At 62.4% G+C, this 20044-nt stretch carries 18 protein-coding genes; 12 read left to right on the top strand and 6 right to left on the bottom strand.

What is annotated here, in order from left to right; genetic code table 11:
* Positions 1 to 8: 8 nt before the first annotated feature.
* From FW796_RS12650 to aspA, 4 genes are all read right to left on the bottom strand, one after another.
* Positions 9 to 656 (bottom strand): hypothetical protein, encoded by a 648-nt coding sequence (locus FW796_RS12650; RefSeq protein WP_446439406.1) that lies wholly within the window; start codon positions 654 to 656, stop codon positions 9 to 11.
* Between the two features lie 93 nt (positions 657 to 749).
* Positions 750 to 1475, bottom strand: coding sequence for a hypothetical protein (locus tag FW796_RS12645; protein WP_446439405.1), 726 nt, complete (start codon positions 1473 to 1475; stop codon positions 750 to 752).
* A 204-nt stretch (positions 1476 to 1679) separates the two neighbouring features.
* A complete protein-coding gene (locus FW796_RS12640; RefSeq protein ID WP_346634776.1) occupies positions 1680 to 2036 on the bottom strand; it encodes a DUF6124 family protein in 357 nt (118 codons plus the stop codon).
* Between the two features lie 480 nt (positions 2037 to 2516).
* A complete protein-coding gene (aspA, locus tag FW796_RS12635; protein ID WP_025131510.1) occupies positions 2517 to 3941 on the bottom strand; it encodes an aspartate ammonia-lyase in 1425 nt (474 codons plus the stop codon).
* 181 nt (positions 3942 to 4122) lie between these two features.
* Between aspA and FW796_RS12630 the strand changes: the two genes are divergently transcribed.
* From FW796_RS12630 to FW796_RS12610, 5 genes are all read left to right on the top strand, one after another.
* Positions 4123 to 5037, top strand: coding sequence for a LysR substrate-binding domain-containing protein (locus FW796_RS12630; RefSeq protein ID WP_253128993.1), 915 nt, complete (start codon positions 4123 to 4125; stop codon positions 5035 to 5037).
* A 307-nt stretch (positions 5038 to 5344) separates the two neighbouring features.
* On the top strand, positions 5345 to 5836 hold the full coding sequence (purE, locus tag FW796_RS12625) for a 5-(carboxyamino)imidazole ribonucleotide mutase (protein ID WP_016967060.1): 492 nt from the start codon (positions 5345 to 5347) through the stop codon (positions 5834 to 5836).
* 11 nt (positions 5837 to 5847) lie between these two features.
* Positions 5848 to 6930 (top strand): 5-(carboxyamino)imidazole ribonucleotide synthase, encoded by a 1083-nt coding sequence (locus FW796_RS12620; protein ID WP_011064290.1) that lies wholly within the window; start codon positions 5848 to 5850, stop codon positions 6928 to 6930.
* 106 nt (positions 6931 to 7036) lie between these two features.
* Positions 7037 to 7282 carry a GlsB/YeaQ/YmgE family stress response membrane protein gene (locus FW796_RS12615; protein WP_446439404.1) on the top strand — a complete coding sequence of 82 codons (246 nt, stop codon included), beginning with the start codon at positions 7037 to 7039 and terminating at the stop codon, positions 7280 to 7282.
* A gap of 137 nt (positions 7283 to 7419) precedes the next feature.
* Positions 7420 to 7956 (top strand): DUF3299 domain-containing protein, encoded by a 537-nt coding sequence (locus tag FW796_RS12610; RefSeq protein WP_346634778.1) that lies wholly within the window; start codon positions 7420 to 7422, stop codon positions 7954 to 7956.
* Positions 7957 to 8060: 104 nt separating this feature from the next.
* Here FW796_RS12610 and FW796_RS12605 read toward each other — a convergent pair whose 3' ends face one another.
* A complete protein-coding gene (locus tag FW796_RS12605; RefSeq protein ID WP_446439403.1) occupies positions 8061 to 8960 on the bottom strand; it encodes a D-hexose-6-phosphate mutarotase in 900 nt (299 codons plus the stop codon).
* A gap of 58 nt (positions 8961 to 9018) precedes the next feature.
* Positions 9019 to 9423: an acyl-CoA thioesterase gene (locus tag FW796_RS12600; RefSeq protein ID WP_003229628.1), complete on the bottom strand. Its 405-nt coding sequence runs from the start codon at positions 9421 to 9423 to the stop codon at positions 9019 to 9021.
* 394 nt (positions 9424 to 9817) lie between these two features.
* Between FW796_RS12600 and FW796_RS12595 the strand changes: the two genes are divergently transcribed.
* From FW796_RS12595 to FW796_RS12565, 7 genes are all read left to right on the top strand, one after another.
* Complete coding sequence (locus FW796_RS12595) at positions 9818 to 11116, top strand: MFS transporter (protein ID WP_015637502.1); 1299 nt, start codon at positions 9818 to 9820, stop codon at positions 11114 to 11116.
* A 187-nt stretch (positions 11117 to 11303) separates the two neighbouring features.
* The gene (locus FW796_RS12590) at positions 11304 to 12287 is read left to right on the top strand and encodes a phosphate ABC transporter substrate-binding protein PstS (protein ID WP_016964962.1); all 984 of its coding nucleotides are present in this window, start codon (positions 11304 to 11306) and stop codon (positions 12285 to 12287) included.
* A gap of 490 nt (positions 12288 to 12777) precedes the next feature.
* Positions 12778 to 14811, top strand: coding sequence for an ABC transporter permease subunit (locus FW796_RS12585; RefSeq protein WP_404940122.1), 2034 nt, complete (start codon positions 12778 to 12780; stop codon positions 14809 to 14811).
* 15 nt (positions 14812 to 14826) lie between these two features.
* The gene (gene pstA / locus FW796_RS12580; RefSeq protein ID WP_346634780.1) at positions 14827 to 16497 is read left to right on the top strand and encodes a phosphate ABC transporter permease PstA; all 1671 of its coding nucleotides are present in this window, start codon (positions 14827 to 14829) and stop codon (positions 16495 to 16497) included.
* Between the two features lie 169 nt (positions 16498 to 16666).
* Entirely contained in the window at positions 16667 to 17500 is an 834-nt protein-coding gene (gene pstB, locus FW796_RS12575; RefSeq protein ID WP_092317750.1) for a phosphate ABC transporter ATP-binding protein PstB, read from the top strand.
* A 114-nt stretch (positions 17501 to 17614) separates the two neighbouring features.
* On the top strand, positions 17615 to 18376 hold the full coding sequence (gene phoU / locus FW796_RS12570) for a phosphate signaling complex protein PhoU (protein WP_025130765.1): 762 nt from the start codon (positions 17615 to 17617) through the stop codon (positions 18374 to 18376).
* Between the two features lie 166 nt (positions 18377 to 18542).
* The gene (locus tag FW796_RS12565; protein ID WP_346634781.1) at positions 18543 to 19499 is read left to right on the top strand and encodes a response regulator; all 957 of its coding nucleotides are present in this window, start codon (positions 18543 to 18545) and stop codon (positions 19497 to 19499) included.
* Positions 19500 to 20044 lie beyond the last annotated feature (545 nt).

Raw genomic sequence — 20044 nt, 5'->3', positions numbered from 1 at the left:
AGGTGTGCTCAGTGGGCTGACGGCGCCACTGGGCATTTGCTCAGAAACCCCTGCAGCTTTTGCTGGTATTCCTCGACCGGCATCAGGTCACTGTGTTTGGCGATGAAACAGGCCATGCCCTCGCGGGCCATATCGGCGTCAGCCACGAGGTAGAAATCCGTTATTTCCTGCACATGCACAATCTGCTTCCAGGCCAGGCTGCTCTGACCTCCGCGGGCGTTGAGCAGGGTGAAGCCCTGATCGTCGAAATTCAGGTAATAGGTGCCTTTGACGGCCCGCAACCGGGTTTCGATCAGGCGCTGACTCAACCCGCGCAACGGCGCTTGGGGTTTGATCGGGGTGGCGGCAATACGGGCTTGCAGGTGCTTGATCCAGCGCCCGGAAAAGCGCCACCACAGGGGGATGAAGATCAACGCGAAGGCCACCATGGCGATGACCTTCTCCGGGGTGAAGTTGCGCTCGGGGAAGTAGATCGACAGGCAGCCGCCGACCAGGCACAGGGTGAACATCACGGGACCGATAAAGCGGCTTTGCCACCGGGCAAATGTGGTCATGGCCCGGACATGCTGCTGATCATCCTTGAGCAGTTCCTGCTTCAGCGGTTCGGCAATCCAGGCGTCGGTGTGGGCGGGGGTGATGCTGTAGTGCAATTCCATGGGGGCTGAATCCGAGGTCCGTGTTCGGTGAGGGCGGCAGTCTACCGGCTTCTGGGGTGTGACGAGGAGTGGCGTGAGCAGCGACCGTGCCGCTCAGGCGGGAAATGCTTGCTGATGCAGTACCACCCACTCCAACAGACGCTCGTCGAGCTGGGATCGATGTTGGCGGTAGCTGTCCTGGCAACGGTTGAAGAGCGGGTCCTGATTGACCCGAGCCGCCAGCTCGGTGGCGCTGTCGCTTGCGCCCTGCGCGGAGCGCAACTGTTGCTGGCGTTGATCGGCCTGTTCCAGGGTGTCTGCCAGGGCGTCCAGTTGCAGGAGCCTGAACTGAGCGATCGCCTGGGGCAGGTGAAAGTGCAGGGCGCTGTCGAAACCCTCCCAGTCCTCGAAGGCCAGCCACTCGTGGAGCACCATGAAGCAACGCGGTGCCGGGGGCAGTTGTTCCAGACGTTCGAAATCCAGCCAGTACTGGCGCGGCAGTTGCTCGGTGGTTTCGATGGCCTGAGCGATCAGGTCCAGGGCCTGGCCTTTGTTTCGGTGATGCTTGCGCAGGATGCGCTGGGTCAGGGTGAAGCGCGCTTCTTCTATAGCGTGCAGGGCGCGGTTCAGGTCGTAGCCGGCGTTGAGCAGGTATTCCCGGGCTTGTTCGGGGGGCAAGCCGGATTTGTCTACCAGCACCTGCAACAGCTCGGCTTTGTAGAGCTCGGCGGCTTGCTGCGGATCGCCTGCGCAGCGTTCCAGCAGGGCCTGGGCGTGGCGCAGGCCGATGGGGATCAGCTTGCGTAGCTGTTGCAGGGCTTGGGTGTGCGTCGGGTCCATCGACTGCGGTGCCTCGGGGATGGCGGATGTTTGGGAGGGGCGATTATCCACCTTGGGCGATGGATTGTGCTGGTTTAAAACAAGGGCCCCACGATGTTCGCAAGACCTGTAGGAGCCGGCTTGCCGGCGAAAGCGTCAGCCGGAATGCCGCTGAAGGCAGGGCCGGCCTCTTCGCTGGCAAGCCAGCTCCTACGGGGCGGTGTTTTAGGCGGGGCCGGGGCGGGCGCCGTCGAGCAGGGCGTCAACCACGGCGCGGGCCATTTCAACCGAGTGCACCATGGACCAGATCAGTCCGCGTTCGATGCCGCTGGCCCGTTCGGTGATTTCATCGGACACCTCTTCGGCGCATTTGAGCAGCAGGGAGACGTGCATCAGGGCGTCTTCGGCATTCACCTGGGGTTGCACGGCGAACAGCGGATGGCCTTGGCCATCGCGCAGGCCGAAGGGGCGATGACGGGTGCCGTGCAAGGCGGCCAGCAGGTTGGCGTTGGCGCGGTCCAGCTCCGGGTCACGGCGTGGATGATCGGTAGACAAGGGTGGATCGGGGACGAGCTTTTTCATGAGACTGATTCCTTTAGCGTTTAAGAAACCGCCGGATCTCACTTCCACATGAGAGGGTGGCAGCCGTGCGCAGGTGTGGAAGACCGGGCTAAAGGAACCGGCGCACCCGAGGGTGCCCTACGCACAGCCGCCATAGATCGAGTTCACTCAAGCCGCATCGGCAAGGGTGTTCGAATGAGACGACTGCACGTCCTTTATCCCAGACTTCCACATCCGGGCCGCTGATTTGGCAGCGGCACCGGGAGACTGCCTGATCGTTCGAAGGGGTACAAGGCGCTCAAAGGCGTGGGGGATTCTCTCGGATTTGCCCTACAAAACAAAGCGAATCTGCTTCGATGCTGGGCGGCATCCCCTTACAAACTCTGCTTTTCTCCAGGCAAAAAAAAGGGCCTGGAGACGAAGCTCCAAGCCCTCAAAAGGTGAGAGGTGTCTAGTCCCTCAACCTGGTGAGCGGTGTTGCATGTTTCGGTGTCGCGGTGGTTACGCTTTCAGCGGAACCAGGCGCGGGGCAATCATGTTTTCCGGACGCAGGATGTCGTCGAGCATGGCGTCGTCCAGCAGGCCTTCTTCGCGCACCAGTTCCAGTACGCCACGGCCACTTTCCAGGGCGATGCGGGCGATACGGGTGGCGTTTTCATAGCCGATGTACGGGTTCAGCGCGGTGACCAGGCCGATGGAGTGTTCCACCAGTTCGCGGCAACGGGTTTCGTTGGCGGTGATGCCGGTGATGCAGTGCTCGCGCAGCATGTCCATGGCGCGTTGCAGCAGGCGGATCGAGTCGAAGATCTTGAAGGCGATCAGCGGCTCCATCACGTTCAGTTGCAGTTGGCCGCCTTCGGCCGCCATGGTCAGGGCCAGGTCGTTGCCGATAACTTGGAACGCTACCTGGTTCACGGCTTCCGGGATCACCGGGTTGACCTTGCCGGGCATGATCGAGCTGCCTGGCTGGCGCGCTGGCAGGTTGATTTCGTTGATGCCGGTGCGTGGGCCGCTGGACAGCAGGCGCAGGTCGTTGCAGATCTTCGACAGCTTCACGGCGGTACGCTTGAGCATGCCGGAGAACAGCACGAAGGCGCCCATGTCGGAAGTGGCTTCGATCAGGTCGGCAGCTGGAACAACCGGCTGGCCGCTGATGACGGCCAGGCGTTGCACGGCCAGGGCCTGGTAACGCGGGTCGGCGTTGATGCCGGTGCCGATGGCGGTGCCGCCCAGGTTGACTTCGGTCAGCAGCTCGGGGGCCAGGGTCTTCAGGCGCGCCAGGTCTTCACCCAGAGTGGTGGCGAAGGCGCGGAATTCCTGGCCGAGGGTCATCGGCACGGCGTCTTGCAGCTGGGTACGGCCCATCTTCAAGACGTGGCTGAACTCGACGCCTTTGGCGGCGAACGACTGGATCAGGCTGTCGAGGCTGGCCAGCAGGGCGTCGTGACCCAGCAGCAGACCCAGGCGGATCGCGGTCGGGTAGGCGTCGTTGGTGGACTGCGCCATGTTCACGTCGTTGTTCGGGTGCAGGTACTGGTATTCGCCCTTGCTGTGGCCCATGGCCTCCAGCGCGATGTTGGCGATGACTTCGTTGGCATTCATGTTGGTTGAAGTGCCAGCGCCGCCTTGAATCATGTCCACCACGAACTCATCGTGGAAATCGCCGCGGATCAGACGGGCACAAGCTTCGCTGATGGCAGCGTGCTTGGCTTCGCTGAGCTGACCCAGCTCGCGGTTGGCGTCAGCAGCTGCCTGCTTGACCATTGCCAGGCCGACCACCAATTTCGGGTAATGCGAAATCGGAACACCGGAGAGGCGGAAGTTGTTCACCGCTCGCAGGGTCTGGATGCCGTAATACGCTTGAGCGGGTACTTCGAGTACGCCAAGCAGGTCTTTTTCGGTGCGGAATGATGCAGCGGAGGACATGACGAAGATCATCTCGGTAGGGACCCGGTCTGTGCCGGGAACGCTGCGAATCCTAGGCCGAAGGGAATTTTTGGGCCAATGCTGTTAAACACTGGGCTATGCATATTCGGCATAATAGCGGTGTGACGCCGGGTTGCCGGCGAGCGTGTGACCTAAAATGGTGCGTGTCCGGGAGGACGTGATGAATCTGGAAAGCAAATGGCTCGAGGACTTCAGTGCCCTGGCCGCCACCCGCAGCTTTTCCCAGGCTGCCGAGCGACGTTTCGTGACCCAGCCGGCGTTCAGTCGGCGCATCCGCAGCCTGGAAGCGGCCCTGGGCCTGACCCTGGTCAACCGCTCGCGCACGCCGGTGGAACTGACGGCGGCAGGGCAGTTGTTCCTGGTCACCGCGCGCACCGTGGTCGAACAGCTCGGCGAGGTGGTACGCCACCTGCACCATCTGGAAGGCGGGCAGGGTGAGGTGATGCAGGTGGCGGCGGCCCACTCCCTGGCGCTGGGCTTCTTCCCGCGCTGGATTGCCCAGTTGCGCAATGAAGGACTGAATATCGCCACGCGGCTGGTGGCCACCAACGTCGGCGATGCGGTGCACGCCCTGCGCGAAGGCGGCTGCGACCTGATGCTGGCCTTCTACGACCCGGACGCCGCCTTGCAGATGGATTCGGAAATCTTCCCCTCGCTGCACCTGGGGCACACCGAGATGCTCCCGGTGTGTGCCGCCGACCCCCAGGGCAAGCCGCTGTTCGACCTGGAAGGCGAGGCCAGCGTGCCGCTGCTGGCGTACAGCGCCGGGGCCTTTCTCGGGCGTTCGGTGAATCTGCTGCTGCGCCAGCGCAACCTGCGTTTCACCACGGTTTATGAGACCGCCATGGCCGACAGCCTCAAGAGCATGGCATTGGAAGGGCTGGGCATCGCCTGGGTGCCGCAGTTGAGCGTGCGTGCCGAACTGGCCCGAGGTGAACTGGTGGTTTGCGGCGGCGCGCAATGGCATGTGCCGCTGGAGATCCGCCTGTACCGCTGCGCCCTGGTGCGCAAGGCCAACGTGCGCTTGCTCTGGCGCAAGCTGGAAGGCGCCGCCGCACAAGCTGCGGCCACCTAGGAGCCGGCTTGCCGGCGAAGGCGTCGGCCGGGAGGGTGGTGATCGCAGGGTGGGTCTCTTCGCTGGCAAGCCAGCGCCTGCGAGGGGGACGGGATTGACCTGGGAGTCAATAAAACCGGGGTTTTGCGCCGGAAATACTTTGTTCGACAGATGGTCGGCGAAAGTGCGTTTAGCGCGGCTTTTTCGGTATACTGCGCGGCCTTCGGCCGGTTCGTCCGGCCATAATTCGTACAGTCAAGCCACGCATTTTCGCGTGGCTTGTTGTTTTTGACGCGCCTGCGGGCGCCCAGAGAGAAGAGGCACGACGATGAGTGCACTGGTTGGCGTGATCATGGGCTCCAAGTCCGATTGGTCCACCCTTAGCCACACCGCCGATATGCTGGAAAAGCTCGGCATCCCTTACGAGGTGAAGGTGGTTTCCGCACACCGCACCCCGGACCTGCTGTTCCAGTACGCCGAAGAGGCTGAGGCGCGTGGCATCGAGGTGATCATCGCCGGTGCCGGCGGCGCGGCGCACTTGCCGGGCATGTGTGCGGCCAAGACCCACCTGCCGGTGCTGGGCGTGCCGGTGCAGTCGTCGATGCTCTCGGGCGTGGATTCGCTGCTGTCCATCGTGCAGATGCCGGCCGGCATCCCCGTGGCCACCCTGGCCATCGGCAAGGCGGGTGCGATCAACGCGGCCCTGCTCTCGGCGAGCATCCTGGGCGCCAAGCACCCGCAGTTCCACGCGGTGCTGAAAAAATTCCGTGCTGAACAGACAGACAGCGTCCTGGACAATCCAGACCCGCGCGTCGCCTGAGGTTGTTGACGATGAAGATCGGTGTAATCGGTGGCGGCCAGTTGGGCCGCATGTTGGCCCTGGCGGGGACTCCGCTGGGAATGAACTTCGCTTTCCTCGACCCGGCGCCGGATGCTTGCGCCGCTGCCCTGGGCGAACACCTGCGGGCCGACTACGGCGACCAGGATCACCTGCGCCAGCTGGCCGATGAAGTGGATCTGGTGACCTTCGAATTCGAGAGCGTGCCGGCGGAAACCGTGGCCTTCCTCTCGCAGTTCGTGCCGGTCTACCCGAGCGCCGAAGCCCTGCGCATCGCCCGCGATCGCTGGTTCGAGAAGAGCATGTTCAAGGACCTGGGGATTCCTACCCCGGAGTTCGCCGACATCCAGTCCCAGGCGGATCTCGACGCTGCCGTGGCGCGCATCGGCCTGCCTGCCGTGCTCAAGACCCGCACCCTGGGTTACGACGGCAAGGGCCAGAAGGTCCTGCGCAGCGCCGCCGACGTCGAAGGCACCTTCGCCGAACTGGGTAGCGTGCCTTGCCTGCTGGAAGGCTTCGTGCCGTTCACCGGCGAAGTCTCGCTGATCGCCGTGCGTGCCCGTGACGGGGAAACCCGTTTCTACCCGCTGGTGCACAACACCCACGACAGCGGCATCCTGCGTCTGTCGGTGGCCAGCAGCGATCACCCGCTGCAGGCCCTGGCCGAGGATTACTCCAGCCGCGTGCTCAAGCAGCTGGATTACGTCGGCGTCATGGCCTTCGAATTCTTCGAAGTCGACGGTGGCCTCAAGGCCAACGAGATCGCTCCGCGGGTGCACAACTCCGGGCACTGGACCACCGAAGGCGCCGAGTGCAGCCAGTTCGAAAACCACCTGCGGGCGGTGGCCGGCCTGCCCCTGGGCTCCACCGCCAAAGTCGGCGAGAGCGCCATGATCAACTTCATCGGTGAAGTGCCGCCGGTGGACAAAGTCATCGCCATTGACGACTGCCATTTGCATCACTACGGCAAGGCCTTCAAGGTCGGGCGCAAGGTCGGCCACGCCAACCTGCGCTGCGCCGATCAGGCGACCCTGCAAGCGCAGATCCTCAAGGTGCAAGCGCTGATCGCCGAGTAACAAATCCTCCGGCTGGCGGGAACCTTCGTTTCCCGCCGTTCTCTGATAGCAGGATGCCAAAGTGCTGACTAGGCTTTGGCTTGATCCCCCCTACAGAGGAACAGCCATGGGCATTATTGGAACCATTTTCATCGGCTTGATCGTTGGTCTGCTGGCGCGTTTCCTCAAACCGGGAGACGACAGCATGGGCTGGATCATGACCATCCTGCTGGGCGTTGCCGGCTCCTTTGCAGCCACTTATGGTGGCCGTGCTCTGGGTCTCTATGAGGTTGGCCAAGGTGCCGGTTTCATCGGTGCGCTGGTGGGCGCGATTGTCCTGCTGGTGGTCTACAGCTTTATCAAAAAAAGCTGATCCAGCCTGCAAGCCCCCTCTGCCGCTCGTGCGGAGGGGAGCCCTTTTCTTCATCTGAAACTTCAACGCAGCCGACGGTTTGGGCACTAGAATGCCCGGGTTTTCACGTCCTTCCTTTTTGACCGAGCCACCCTCTCATGCGCCGTCTTCTATTGACCTTTGTTCTGCTGGGCTGTGGCCTGGCCCAGGCTGGCGAACTGCCGGAAACCGACTGGCTGGAGCTGATGCCCAAGTCGGACCAGAAGGCCCTGGAGCAGATGCCGGAAATCGACCACAACTCCCCCGAAGCCAACGGCACCTTCACCGACAAGGGTGGCCTGAAGCAAAGCAAGGGCTTGCCGGCGGTGATGTATTCCACCAAGACCGTACCAGCGATGAACGACAAGCAGATCCGCCTTGGCGGTTATCCGGTGCCACTGGAAGCCGATGCCAAGGGGCGCAGCACGCTGTTTTTCCTGGTGCCGTATCCGGGCGCCTGCATCCACGTGCCGCCACCGCCGCCCAACCAGCTGGTGCTGGTGCGCTTTCCCAAGGGCGTGAAGCTGGATGACATTTACACGCCGCTGTGGGTGACGGGCACCTTGAAGATCGAGAAGGTCAGCAATGACCTGGCCGACGCGGCCTACGCCCTGGATGCGGCGAAGGTGCGGGTGGTTCAGGAGTCGGATCTCTGAAGCGGCGCATTTGAACGCCGTTGAGCGGTAGGAGCCGGCTTGCCGGCGAAAGCGGTCCTGAGGGCCTCTTCGCTGGCAAGCCAGCTCCTACGGAGCAGGCGGGGTCAGAGCGGGGTGCCGCTGATGCTCACGCTCAGGGTGTGGCGGGCGCCGGGGGCCAGGGTGACGATGTCGTCCATCACGTTGGCGGTCTCGATGCACAGCATGCGCTGCCAGCCGTCGTTGGCCATGTCGCTGAATTGCGCGGCGCGGTCGATCCAGGGGTTCCAGATCACTGCGGTGCGCGAGCCTTCACTGTTCAGGCGAATCCGTCGTTGCCACTGCGGGTCGACGATCTCCAGCTGCGCCGGAACATTCAGGTAGATGCGGTCGGTCTCGCCGCTAAAGCGCAGGGCGCCGTTCTGCACCTTGGTTTTCCAGTCTTCCAGGGTTTCGATGTAGTTCAGCCCGTCCACGCCCTCCACCTGCACCTTGCGCACATCGCTGACCGCGAAGTAGCTGTGCAGTGCCTGGCTGATGCTCACGCTTTCAGTGCCCAGGTTATGGCTGCTAAGGCTGATGTGCAGTTGCTCGTCGAGGCGGATGCTCAGGCTCGGTTCCACTTGATGGGGCCAGCCGGGGAAGCCGCCTGCGGGGCAGGGCAGGCGCAGATGCACCAGCAAGCTGTCGCCTTCACTCTCGATGCCTTGCAGTTCCCAGTCGCAGGCCCGCACCAGACCGTGGGCCGGTGCCGGTTCAGCGCTTTGGCGCATGGCCTGCACGCTTTGCGGGTTGCGCGCAAAGTTGCCGAACCAGGGCCAGCACACCGGAACCCCGGCGCGGATGCTTTTGCCTGTCTTGAACTGCGCCTCGTCGTTGAGCCAGATCAGCGGCTGTTGCCCGGCCACTTGATAACTGAGGATGTGCGCGCCTTGCTGGGCCACCAACAGTTCGGCGTCACCGTGGCGAATGCGCCAGCAGTTCAGTTCATCCAGTTTCACCGTTTCAACGTGGGGCGTAGGCATGCTGCTGATCTCGTTCGCAAGGTTTGGGCTGTTATGGACCGCATAACAGCCTCCAGGTTTAACGCGCGCGGGGCGGGACCGAACGGGTGCGGCCGCTGCCGTCGATGGCGACGAATACGAACACCGCTTCGGTGACCTTGCGCCATTCGCTGGACAGGGGATCGTCGCTCCACACTTCCACCATCATCTGGATCGAGCTGCGGCCGATCTCCAGGGTCTGGGTATAGAAGGACAGCTGCGCGCCCACTGCCACTGGCACCAGGAACGCCATGCGATCGATGGCCACGGTGGCCACCCTGCCACCAGCAACGCGACTGGCCATGGCGGTGCCCGCCAGGTCCATCTGCGCCACCAGCCAGCCGCCGAAAATATCGCCAAAGCCGTTGGTTTCACGGGGCAAAGCGGTGATTTGCAGGGCCAGGTCGCCTTGCGGGATTGGATCTTCTTGTTCGAGTTCTATCATGCCGGGGGGCCTCTGACCCGTGACGCTTCATGGGTACTTCAGGTGAATAGCCGTCTTCAGGAAAAACGATTCAGCCCGAACATACTACGTTCGTCACGTTCTTTCTAAGGCGTGCTAAAGAGAAACTCTGCGAAATCGACTGGCACTATCCATGGACTGGGGCGCGCAGCAGCGCTTTCGCACAGCAACCCTTGCCAGAAGCGGCTTTGCGCTTCGAGGTTTGCGAGTATATCGGTCGATAGACTCCGCGACGACCCACTCAGTTCGCAAATTTGTGAGTCATTTGTGCGCCGCTGTGTACGCATTCGAACAATTTGCTATCGTGCCGAACCTGCCAGGCCCCAACCAGCGCTGTTGCGGCTTCCAGAACCGACTAATAAGAGAAGCCCTTGCCATGACCACTGTGCCCTCGAGCGCCGCGCAGCCAGCGCAGCCCGCCCGTCCCTTGACCCGAAGTGACTACAAGACCCTGTCGCTGTCTGCCTTGGGCGGTGCGCTGGAGTTCTACGACTTCATCATCTTCGTGTTCTTCGCCACCGTGGTCGGCAAGCTGTTCTTCCCGGCGGACATGCCTGAGTGGCTGCGCCTGATGCAGACTTTTGGCATCTTCGCCGCCGGTTACCTGGCGCGGCCCCTGGGCGGGATTGTCATGGCCCACTTCGGCGACCTGCTGGGGCGCAAGAAGATGTTCACCCTGAGCATCTTCATGATGGCGGTGCCGACTCTGATCATGGGCCTGCTGCCGACCTACGCGCAGATCGGCCTGTGGGCGCCGATCCTGTTGCTGTTGATGCGGGTGATCCAGGGCGCGGCCATCGGCGGTGAAGTGCCCGGCGCCTGGGTATTCGTTTCCGAACACGTGCCCCAGCGGCATATCGGCTATGCCTGCGGCACCCTGACCTCGGGCCTGACCGCCGGGATTCTCCTGGGCTCGCTGGTGGCCACCGCGATCAACAGCATCTATACCCCGGTGGAAGTGGCGGACTACGCCTGGCGTATCCCGTTCCTGCTGGGCGGGGTGTTCGGTCTGTTCTCGGTGTACCTGCGCCGTCTGCTGCACGAAACCCCGGTGTTCGCCGAACTGCAACTGCGCAAGGCCCTGGCCGAAGAGCTGCCGCTGCGGGCGGTGCTGCGCGACCACCGTGGCGCCATCGTCATTTCCATGCTGCTGACCTGGCTGCTGTCCGCCGGGATCATCGTGGTGATCCTGATGACTCCTACGGTGCTGCAGACCGTCTATAAATTCCCGGCCATCACTGCCTTGGAAGCCAACAGCCTGGCGATCGTGTTCCTGAGTCTGGGTTGCGTCGCCTCCGGAGCCCTGGCGGACCGTTTCGGTGCCGGCAAGGTCTTCGTCTTCGGCAGCGCCTTGTTGCTGGCCACCTCCTGGACCTTCTATCACGGCCTGCTGGACAACCCGCAGTGGCTGTTCCCGCTGTATGCCCTGACCGGCCTGTTCGTCGGCACCATCGGCGCGGTGCCTTATGTGATGGTCAAGGCGTTCCCGGCAGCGGTGCGCTTCAGCGGCCTGTCGTTTTCCTACAACCTGGCCTACGCGATCTTCGGTGGCCTGACGCCGATGGTGGTGACCTGGCTGCTCAAGGAGAGCCCGATGGGCCCGGCCTACTATGTGGCAATCATTTGCGGCATCGGCCTGCTGGTGGGGCTGTACCTGTGGAAGAAGGGCCGCTGACAGGCTTGATGCCCATTTAGATGGGTTCGCCGGCCAGCCGGCTCCTACCGACACAATAAGCAAAGGCCAGCTTCCGTTGAGGAATGCTGGCCTTTCATCTAATTGTCATATTCCGGACATAGAGTGTTCACACGGCCTACAGATACTTGGCCCCGACTTAACACACCCTATCTGCTAGGAGTAAGGCATGAAACTGAAGCGTTTGATGGCGGCAATGACCTTTGTCGCCGCTGGCGTTGCGACTGCCCACGCGGTTGCCGCTGTTGACCCTGCTATCCCGAGCTACACCAAGACCACTGGTGTGTCGGGCAACCTGTCCAGCGTCGGTTCCGATACCTTGGCGAACCTGATGACCCTGTGGGCCGAGAACTACAAAAAAGAATACCCGAACGTCAACATTCAGATTCAGGCCGCCGGCTCCGCCACCGCGCCACCCGCGCTGACCGAAGGCACCTCCAACCTGGGCCCTATGAGCCGCAAGATGAAGGACACGGAACTCGCGGCCTTCGAGCAGAAGTACGGCTACAAGCCAACCGCTATCCCGGTGGCCGTGGACGCCCTGGCGGTGTTCGTGCACAAGGACAACCCGATCCAGCACCTGACCATGGAACAGGTCGACGCGATCTTCTCCTCGACTCGTCTGTGCGGCGCTAAAGAAGAAGTGAAGACCTGGGGCGACCTGGGCGTGAAGGGCGACCTGGCCAACAAGCCGGTTCAGCTGTTCGGTCGCAACTCGGTATCCGGCACCTACGGCTACTTCAAGGAAGAAGCCCTGTGCAAAGGCGACTACAAGCCTAACGTCAACGAGCAACCCGGTTCGGCGTCGGTGGTGCAGTCCATCAGCTCCTCGCTGAACGGCATCGGCTACTCGGGCATCGGCTACAAGACCGCCAGCGTGAAGACCGTGGCCCTGGCCAAGAAAGGCAGCAGCGACTTCATCGAAGACACCGAAGAAAACGCCCTGAACGGCAAGTACCCGCTGTCGCGCTTCCTCTACGTCTACGTCAACAAGGCCCCGAACAAGCCTCTGGCCCCGCTGGAAGCCGAGTTCGTGAAACTGGTCCTGTCCAAACAGGGTCAGGAAGTGGTCGTGAAAGACGGCTACATCCCACTGCCAGCCAAGGTGGCCGCCAAGGCCCTGGCTGACCTGGGTCTGAAAGAAGGCGCATAAGCCGCCGCAGAAGGTCCGGGCTCCCCGGACCTTCTGGTTTTCGTAGGAGCTGGCCGGGCGGCGTTCCGCTTGCCAGCGAAAGCGCCCTTCAGGGCGACTAGCGCTCAAGGCTCTGTTCGCCGGTGAGTCGGCTCCTGCAACCTCATTTTTCTGTCCGCTGCAGGCTCTGCCACGCGGCGGATTTGTTGCGTCACTGCATTGTCATCTTTCTGTCATACAGGATCGCTAGGGTGTGCGCATGAATGATCTGGCCAACTCCCCCATGACTACGACTTCTCCCCCCAAGCGCATTGACTTCAATACGCCTGAACTGCAACGCAAGCGCCGCATCCGCGCGCTCAAAGATCGTCTGACTCGCTGGTACGTCCTTGTCGGCGGCCTGGCGGTGCTGGGTGCGATCACCCTGATCTTCTTCTTCCTCGCCTACGTTGTCGCGCCGCTGTTCCAAGGGGCCGAGCTGACCGCCAAGGACCCTCTGACGCCTGCCTGGATGCAGGACGCCGGCAAGCCGCTGATGTTCTCTCTGGAAGAGCAGAATCAGGTCGGCATGCGCGTTTCCGACAAGGGCCAGGCGCTGTTTTTCGACATCGACAGCGGTGCCGAGCTACGCAAGGTCGACCTGCCGATCCCGGCGGGCGCCAGCGTCACCTCCATCGGCAAGGACCAGCCCGGCAATCCGCTGGTGGTGGTCGGCCTGTCCAACGGCCAGGCCCTGGTGTTCCGTCACACCTACAAGGTCAGCTACCCGGACGGCAAGAAGACCATCTCGCCGGCCATCGAGTACCCCTACGGCGACACCCCGATCACCCTGAACGAGCAGGGCGGCGCGCTGGAACACGTCAACCTCAACGCCACCGACTCGTCGCTGATCATCGCCGGTTCCACCGGTTCGCAACTGCATGTGCTGAAGCTGACCCGCGAAGAAAACATGATGACCGGCGAAGTCACCAGCGAGCAGAGCCGCATCGAGCTGCCGCAGATGACCGAGGCGGTGAAGGCGATGTACATCGATCCGCGCCAGCAATGGCTGTATGTGATCAATGGACGGGCCCAGGCCGACGTGTTCAGCCTGCGCGACAAGAGTCTCAACGGTCGCTACAAGCTGCTGGAAGATGCCAACACCGAAGTCACGGCCAGCACCCAGCTGGTGGGCGGCATCTCGCTGATCATCGGCACCTCCAAGGGCGGCCTGGCTCAGTGGTTCATGGCCCGCGACCCGGATGGCGAACTGCGCCTGAAACAGATCCGCACCTTCCAGATGGGCACCGCGCCTATCCTTGAAATCACCGCCGAAGAGCGTCGCAAGGGCTTCGTTGCCCTGGACGCCGCCGGCAAGCTCGGGGTGTTCCACAGCACTGCCCACCGCACCCTGCTGGTGGATCAGGTGGTGGACGGCCAGGGCCTGTTCGGCCTGTCGCCACGGGCCAACCGGGTGATCGTCGAGGCCGGCGGCAAGCTGCAACCGCTGCTGCTGGACAACCCGCACCCGGAAGTGTCCTGGAGCGCGCTGTGGAGCAAGGTCTGGTACGAGAACTACGACGAGCCTAAATACGTCTGGCAATCCACCGCGGCCAACACCGATTTCGAACCCAAGCTGAGCCTCTCGCCCCTGACCTTCGGCACCCTGAAGGCGGCGTTCTACGCCATGTTGCTGGCGGCTCCGCTGGCGGTGGCTGCGGCGATCTACACCGCCTACTTCATGGCCCCGGGCATGCGCCGCAAGGTCAAGCCGGTGATCGAACTGATGGAAGCGATGCCGACGGTGATCCTCGGCTTCTTCGCCGGGCTGTTCCTCGCGCCTTATGTCGAGGGCCACTTGCCGGGCATCTTCAGCCTGCTGCTCCTGCTGCCGATCGGCATCCTGGTGGCGGGTTTCGCCTGGAGCCGTTTGCCCGAATCCCTGCGCCTGAAAGTGCCGGAAGGCTGGGAAAGCGCGATTCTGATCCCGGTGATCATCTTCGTCGGCTTCCTCTCGCTGTACATGAGCCCGTTCATGGAGAACTGGTTCTTCGGCGGCGACATGCGCATGTGGATCTCCCATGACTTAGGCATTACCTACGACCAGCGCAACGCCCTGGTCGTCGGTCTGGCCATGGGTTTCGCGGTGATTCCGAACATCTACTCCATCGCCGAAGACGCCGTGTTCAGCGTACCCCGCGGCCTGACCCTGGGCTCCCTGGCCCTGGGTGCCACGCCGTGGCAGACCATGACTCGCGTGGTGATCCTCACCGCCAGCCCGGGGATTTTCTCGGCGCTGATGATCGGCATGGGCCGCGCCGTGGGCGAGACCATGATCGTGCTGATGGCCACCGGCAACACCCCGGTCATGGAAATGAACCTGTTCGAAGGCCTGCGCACCCTGGCCGCCAACGTCGCGGTGGAAATGCCCGAATCGGAAGTCGGCGGCAGCCACTACCGCGTGCTGTTCCTCTCGGCGCTGGTGCTGCTGTTGTTCACCTTCGTCATGAACACCCTCGCAGAACTGATTCGTCAGCGTCTGCGCAAGAAATACTCGTCGCTTTAAGAAAGGTAGAAGTCTGTGAAACAGAACTCCCTAAAAGACTGGTTCAAGAGCGGCGCCCCGGGCGTCTGGATCAGCGGTGGCGCGGTGTCCATCGCGGTCATCATGACCATCGGTTTGCTGGCGGTGATCGCCGTGCGCGGCCTCGGCCACTTCTGGCCGGCGGACCTGGTGCACGCTCACTACGACGTGCCGGGCCAGGCCAACCATCTGGTCATCGGTGAAGTGGTACAGAAGGAAGAAGTGCCCCGGGCGCGCCTCAAGAGTGCCGGCCTGCCGGTGCCCGACCAGGGCCCGGAGTTCATGACCCGCGAGCTGATCAAGGTCGGCAACCGTGACCTGAACGGCAACGACTTCACCTGGATCGTCGGCGAGTGGCTGACCAACCAGAGCTATCCGAAAGAGCTGATGGCCATCGAGCGCCGTGAGTGGGGCAACTTCTACGGCTATCTGGTCAACGTCAAGGAAAGCGGCAAGGTGATTGCCGAAGGCGAAGCCGCCTGGCCCGAGCTGCAAGCGCGGATCGACCGGGTGAACAAGCTGGCGGCCCAGCTCAAGAGTCTGGAGAAATCCGATATCGGCGCGATCAACGCCGGTCTGGAGCGCATCCGCCTGCACGGTCGCAAGCTGGAGCTGGATGGCCAGATGAGCGCCGCGGCCCAGGCCGACATGGACGCCGAGCGTGCCGAACTCAATGCCCGTTACCAGGACATCGAGGCGCGCCTGAGTGACCTGCACGCCCAGTTCAACCGCGACAGCCTGACCGCTCGTGATGCCAACGGTAAGGAAGTCGAGATCGGCCTGGGCAAGGTGGTACACGCCTACCAGCCGAACGCCATGGGCACTTTCACCAAGATCGGCTTCTACTTCAGCAAGGTCTGGGAATTCCTCAGCGACGACCCGCGTGAAGCCAACACTGAAGGCGGCATCTTCCCGGCGATTTTCGGCACGGTGATGATGACCCTGATCATGGCCATGATCGTCACCCCGTTCGGCGTGCTGGCGGCGGTGTACCTGCGCGAATACGCCAAGCAGAACGCCCTGACCCGGGTGATCCGCATCGCGGTGAACAACCTGGCGGGGGTTCCGGCCATCGTCTACGGCGTGTTCGGCCTGGGGTTCTTCGTCTACGTGCTGGGCGGTTCGGTTGACCGTCTGTTCTTCCCGGAAGCCCTGCCGGCGCCGACCTTCGGCACCCCGGGCCTGCTCTGGGCCTCCCTGACCCTGGCGCTGCTGGCGGTGCCGGTGGTGATCGTGGCCACCGAGGAAGGCCTGGCGCGGATTCCCCGTACCGTGCGTGAAGGTTCTCTGGCCCTGGGCGCGACCAAGGCCGAGACCTTGTGGAAGATCGTGCTGCCCATGGCCAGCCCGGCGATGATGACCGGCATGATCCTCGCGGTGGCCCGCGCCGCCGGTGAAGTGGCGCCGCTGATGCTGGTGGGCGTGGTGAAACTGGCGCCGTCGCTGCCGCTGGACGGCAACTACCCGTACCTGCACCTGGACCAGAAGATCATGCACCTGGGCTTCCACATCTATGACGTCGGCTTCCAGAGCCCCAACGTCGAGGCGGCGCGGCCGCTGGTGTACGCCACCGCGCTGCTGCTGGTGCTGGTGATCGCCACGCTCAACCTGTCGGCCGTATGGATTCGTAACCACCTGCGGGAAAAATACAAGGCACTGGACAGCTGATCGGCTGGCTTGCGTAGGAGCTGGCTTGCCAGCGAAGGCGTCCGCAAGGACGACACAAGGCCTGCAGGCCTCTTCGCCGGCAAGCCGGCGCCTACAAACAGAATGATGTCACCGCAGGCCTGATGCCTGCGGTTCACGACAAACGAATTGGTAGCACAGGGAGCATCCCATGCAACACGAAGCACACACTCATGGCATCAACATGTCCGCCCTGGGCCGCGACAAGCAGAGCCTGAGCCTGGAACAGGAAACCGTGGCCATCGAAGTGCCCGGCCTGAGCCTGTTCTACGGCGAGAAACAAGCGCTGTTCGACGTCAGCATGAACATTCCCAAGCAGCGCGTGACCGCGTTCATCGGCCCGTCCGGTTGCGGCAAGTCGACCCTGCTGCGGACCTTCAACCGTATGAACGACCTGGTGGACGGCTGCCGTGTAGAGGGTGCGATCAACCTTTACGGCAACAACATCTATCGCAAGGGCGAGGACGTGGCCGAGCTGCGTCGTCGGGTCGGGATGGTGTTCCAGAAGCCCAACCCGTTCCCCAAGACCATCTACGAAAACGTGGTTTACGGCCTGCGCATCCAGGGCATCAACAAGAAGCGCGTGCTCGACGAAGCCGTGGAGTGGGCGCTCAAGGGCGCGGCGCTGTGGGATGAGGTCAAGGACCGCCTGCACGACTCGGCCCTGGGCCTGTCCGGCGGTCAGCAACAGCGTCTGGTGATTGCCCGGACCATTGCCGTGGAACCGGAAGTGCTGCTGCTGGACGAACCCTGCTCGGCCCTGGACCCGATCTCGACCCTGAAAGTCGAAGAGCTGATCTACGAGCTGAAATCCAAGTTCACCATCGTCATCGTGACCCACAACATGCAGCAGGCGGCGCGGGTTTCCGATTACACCGCGTTCATGTACATGGGCAAACTGGTGGAATTCGGCGATACCGATACCCTGTTCACCAACCCGGCGAAGAAGCAGACCGAAGACTACATCACCGGGCGTTACGGCTAGCCGTCAAGCCGCATGCTTCAAGCGGCAGGTAACAGCAGTTCAACGCGACGAAACCTATCAACTGGCAGCTTGTAGCTTGTAGCTTGCGGCTTACAGCTTTTGTGGAGCAGAACCATGATTTCGAAGGAAGGCCTCACCCACCACATCTCCGCGCAGTTCAATGCCGAGCTGGAAGAGGTGCGCAGCCACCTGCTGGCCATGGGCGGGCTGGTGGAGAAGCAAGTCAATGACGCGGTCACCGCGCTGATCGAAGCCGACTCCGGGTTGGCCCAGCAGGTGCGCGAGATTGACGATCAGATCAATCAGATGGAGCGCAATATCGACGAGGAATGCCTGCGCATCCTCGCCCGTCGCCAGCCGGCGGCTTCCGACTTGCGGTTGATCATCAGCATCTCCAAGTCGGTGATCGACCTGGAACGCATCGGCGACGAAGCCACCAAGATCGCCCGTCGGGCCATCCAGCTGTGCGAAGAGGGCGAAGCCCCGCGTGGCTACGTGGAAGTACGGCATATCGGCGATCAGGTGCGCAACATGGTCCGCGACGCCTTGGACGCTTTTGCCCGCTTCGATGCCGATCTGGCACTTTCCGTGGCTCAGTACGACAAGATCATCGACCGCGAATACAAGACCGCGCTGCGCGAGCTGGCCACCTACATGATGGAAGACCCGCGCTCTATCTCGCGGGTTCTGAGCATTATCTGGGTGCTGCGTTCGCTGGAGCGGATCGGCGATCACGCGCGCAACATTTCCGAGCTGGTGATTTATCTGGTGCGTGGCACCGACGTGCGCCATCTGGGGCTCAAGCGTATGAAGGAAGAAGTTGAAGGCACAAGTGGCGAATCCGCTAATGTTCCGGATCAAGCTGACGATAAGTAAGAGTGCCCGAGAAGAGCGCCCGGCCCTTTGGCCGGGCGTTTTTGTTTGTGCTCCTCGAATTTGAAAAGCAGCACCCGCGAACGAAAAGTCCCGGCGTGACTGAAGAGTTTTGGCAAAGTGCCATCAGCCAGCGTTATGCTTGCCGGGATTTTTAAAGGGGTGGTCGATGAGTAAGGTAAGTGTGTTGGTGGTGGATGACGCTTCGTTCATTCGTGACCTGGTGAAGAAGTGCCTGCGCAACTACTTCCCTGGCATCAAGATCGAAGACGCGATCAATGGCAAGAAGGCCCAGGCGATGCTCGCCCGCGAAGCCTTCGACCTGGTCCTGTGCGATTGGGAAATGCCGGAAATGTCCGGCCTTGAGCTGCTGACCTGGTGCCGTGAGCAAGAGGCACTGAAAACCATGCCGTTCGTCATGGTCACCAGCCGTGGCGACAAGGAAAACGTGGTGCAGGCGATCCAGGCCGGGGTATCCGGCTATGTGAGCAAGCCTTTCACCAACGAACAGCTGCTGACCAAGGTCAAGCAGGCGCTGAACAAGGTCGGCAAGCTCGACACCTTGATGAACAGCGCGCCGACCAAGATGAACTCGGCCTTCGGCAATGATTCCCTGAGCGCCCTGACTGGCGGCAAGCCGGCGGTGGTGGGGGCAGCTTCGGCCCCGGTCAATCCGTTTGCCAAACCGGCAGCGGCTCCTGCACCGGCCCCTGGCGCAGCGGCTCCGGCTCGTGGCCTGCTCAACAGCCCACCGGTCAAGGCGCCGACTCCTGCTGCCGCGGCCAGTGCCGGGCGTGGCCAGGGCCAACTGCGCTTGTCCAGCGGCAACCAGCAGTGCGTGATCAAGGCCTTGAGCATCAAGGAAGCGTTGCTGGTGGTGAAGCGCGGCGAGAACCTGCCCCAGGTGCTGGAAAGCGCGGTGCTGGACCTGGAGCAAGGTGACAACGCCGAAGTGGCGCGGCTCAATGGCTACCTGCATGCGGTCGTGGCCTTTGAACCCAAGCCGGACAGCGAGTGGCTGCAACTGACCTTCCGGTTCGTGGACCAGGATGCCCAGAAGCTCGACTACATCTCCCGTCTGATCGCCCGCGGCACCGCGCAGAAGCATTTCGTTCCCGGCGCCTGATCCGCGCAGTCCGCTTTGTAGGAGCTGGCTTGCCAGCGAAAGCGTCCACAAGGGCAACACAAGGCTTGCGGGCCTCTTCGCCGGCAAGCCGGCTCCTACGGTGGAAGGTGCTGAGTCCCCGACAATCCGTCTTGCTGTGTAGGAGCTGGCTTGCCAGCGAAGGCGTCTGCAAGGACGACGCAAGGCTTGCGGGCCTCTTCGCCGGCAAGCCGGCTCCTACGGTGATGGGGGCCGCGGAAATCTGCTGAAAACACTTTTGCGCTGCAGTTTTTTGCCTGCCACCGAGGCGGGCTGCAATGTGCCCCCTCGATCCTGGCAATAACCCGTCACACAGGCCGTAACCCCCAAGCCACAAGGCCTTCGCCGTACCCCTCGGTATTTTCTGCCGTACGTCCGATTGATTTTTTTGCTCTTGATTTATATCTGTTTGGATATAGATTGCAGGAAGCGCTCCACGTCATTCGATGCTTGTGGCCATGCCTTGCAACAACCCGGCACGGCCGGCCTCGGCAGTCTTGATTAGCCTTGCTCCTGGTCAGTAACAG

The organism is Pseudomonas sp. 910_21 (genome assembly GCF_052850735.1).
The sequence above is the reverse complement of the archived record's forward strand: the minus strand, read 5'-3'. Positions and strand labels throughout refer to the sequence as shown.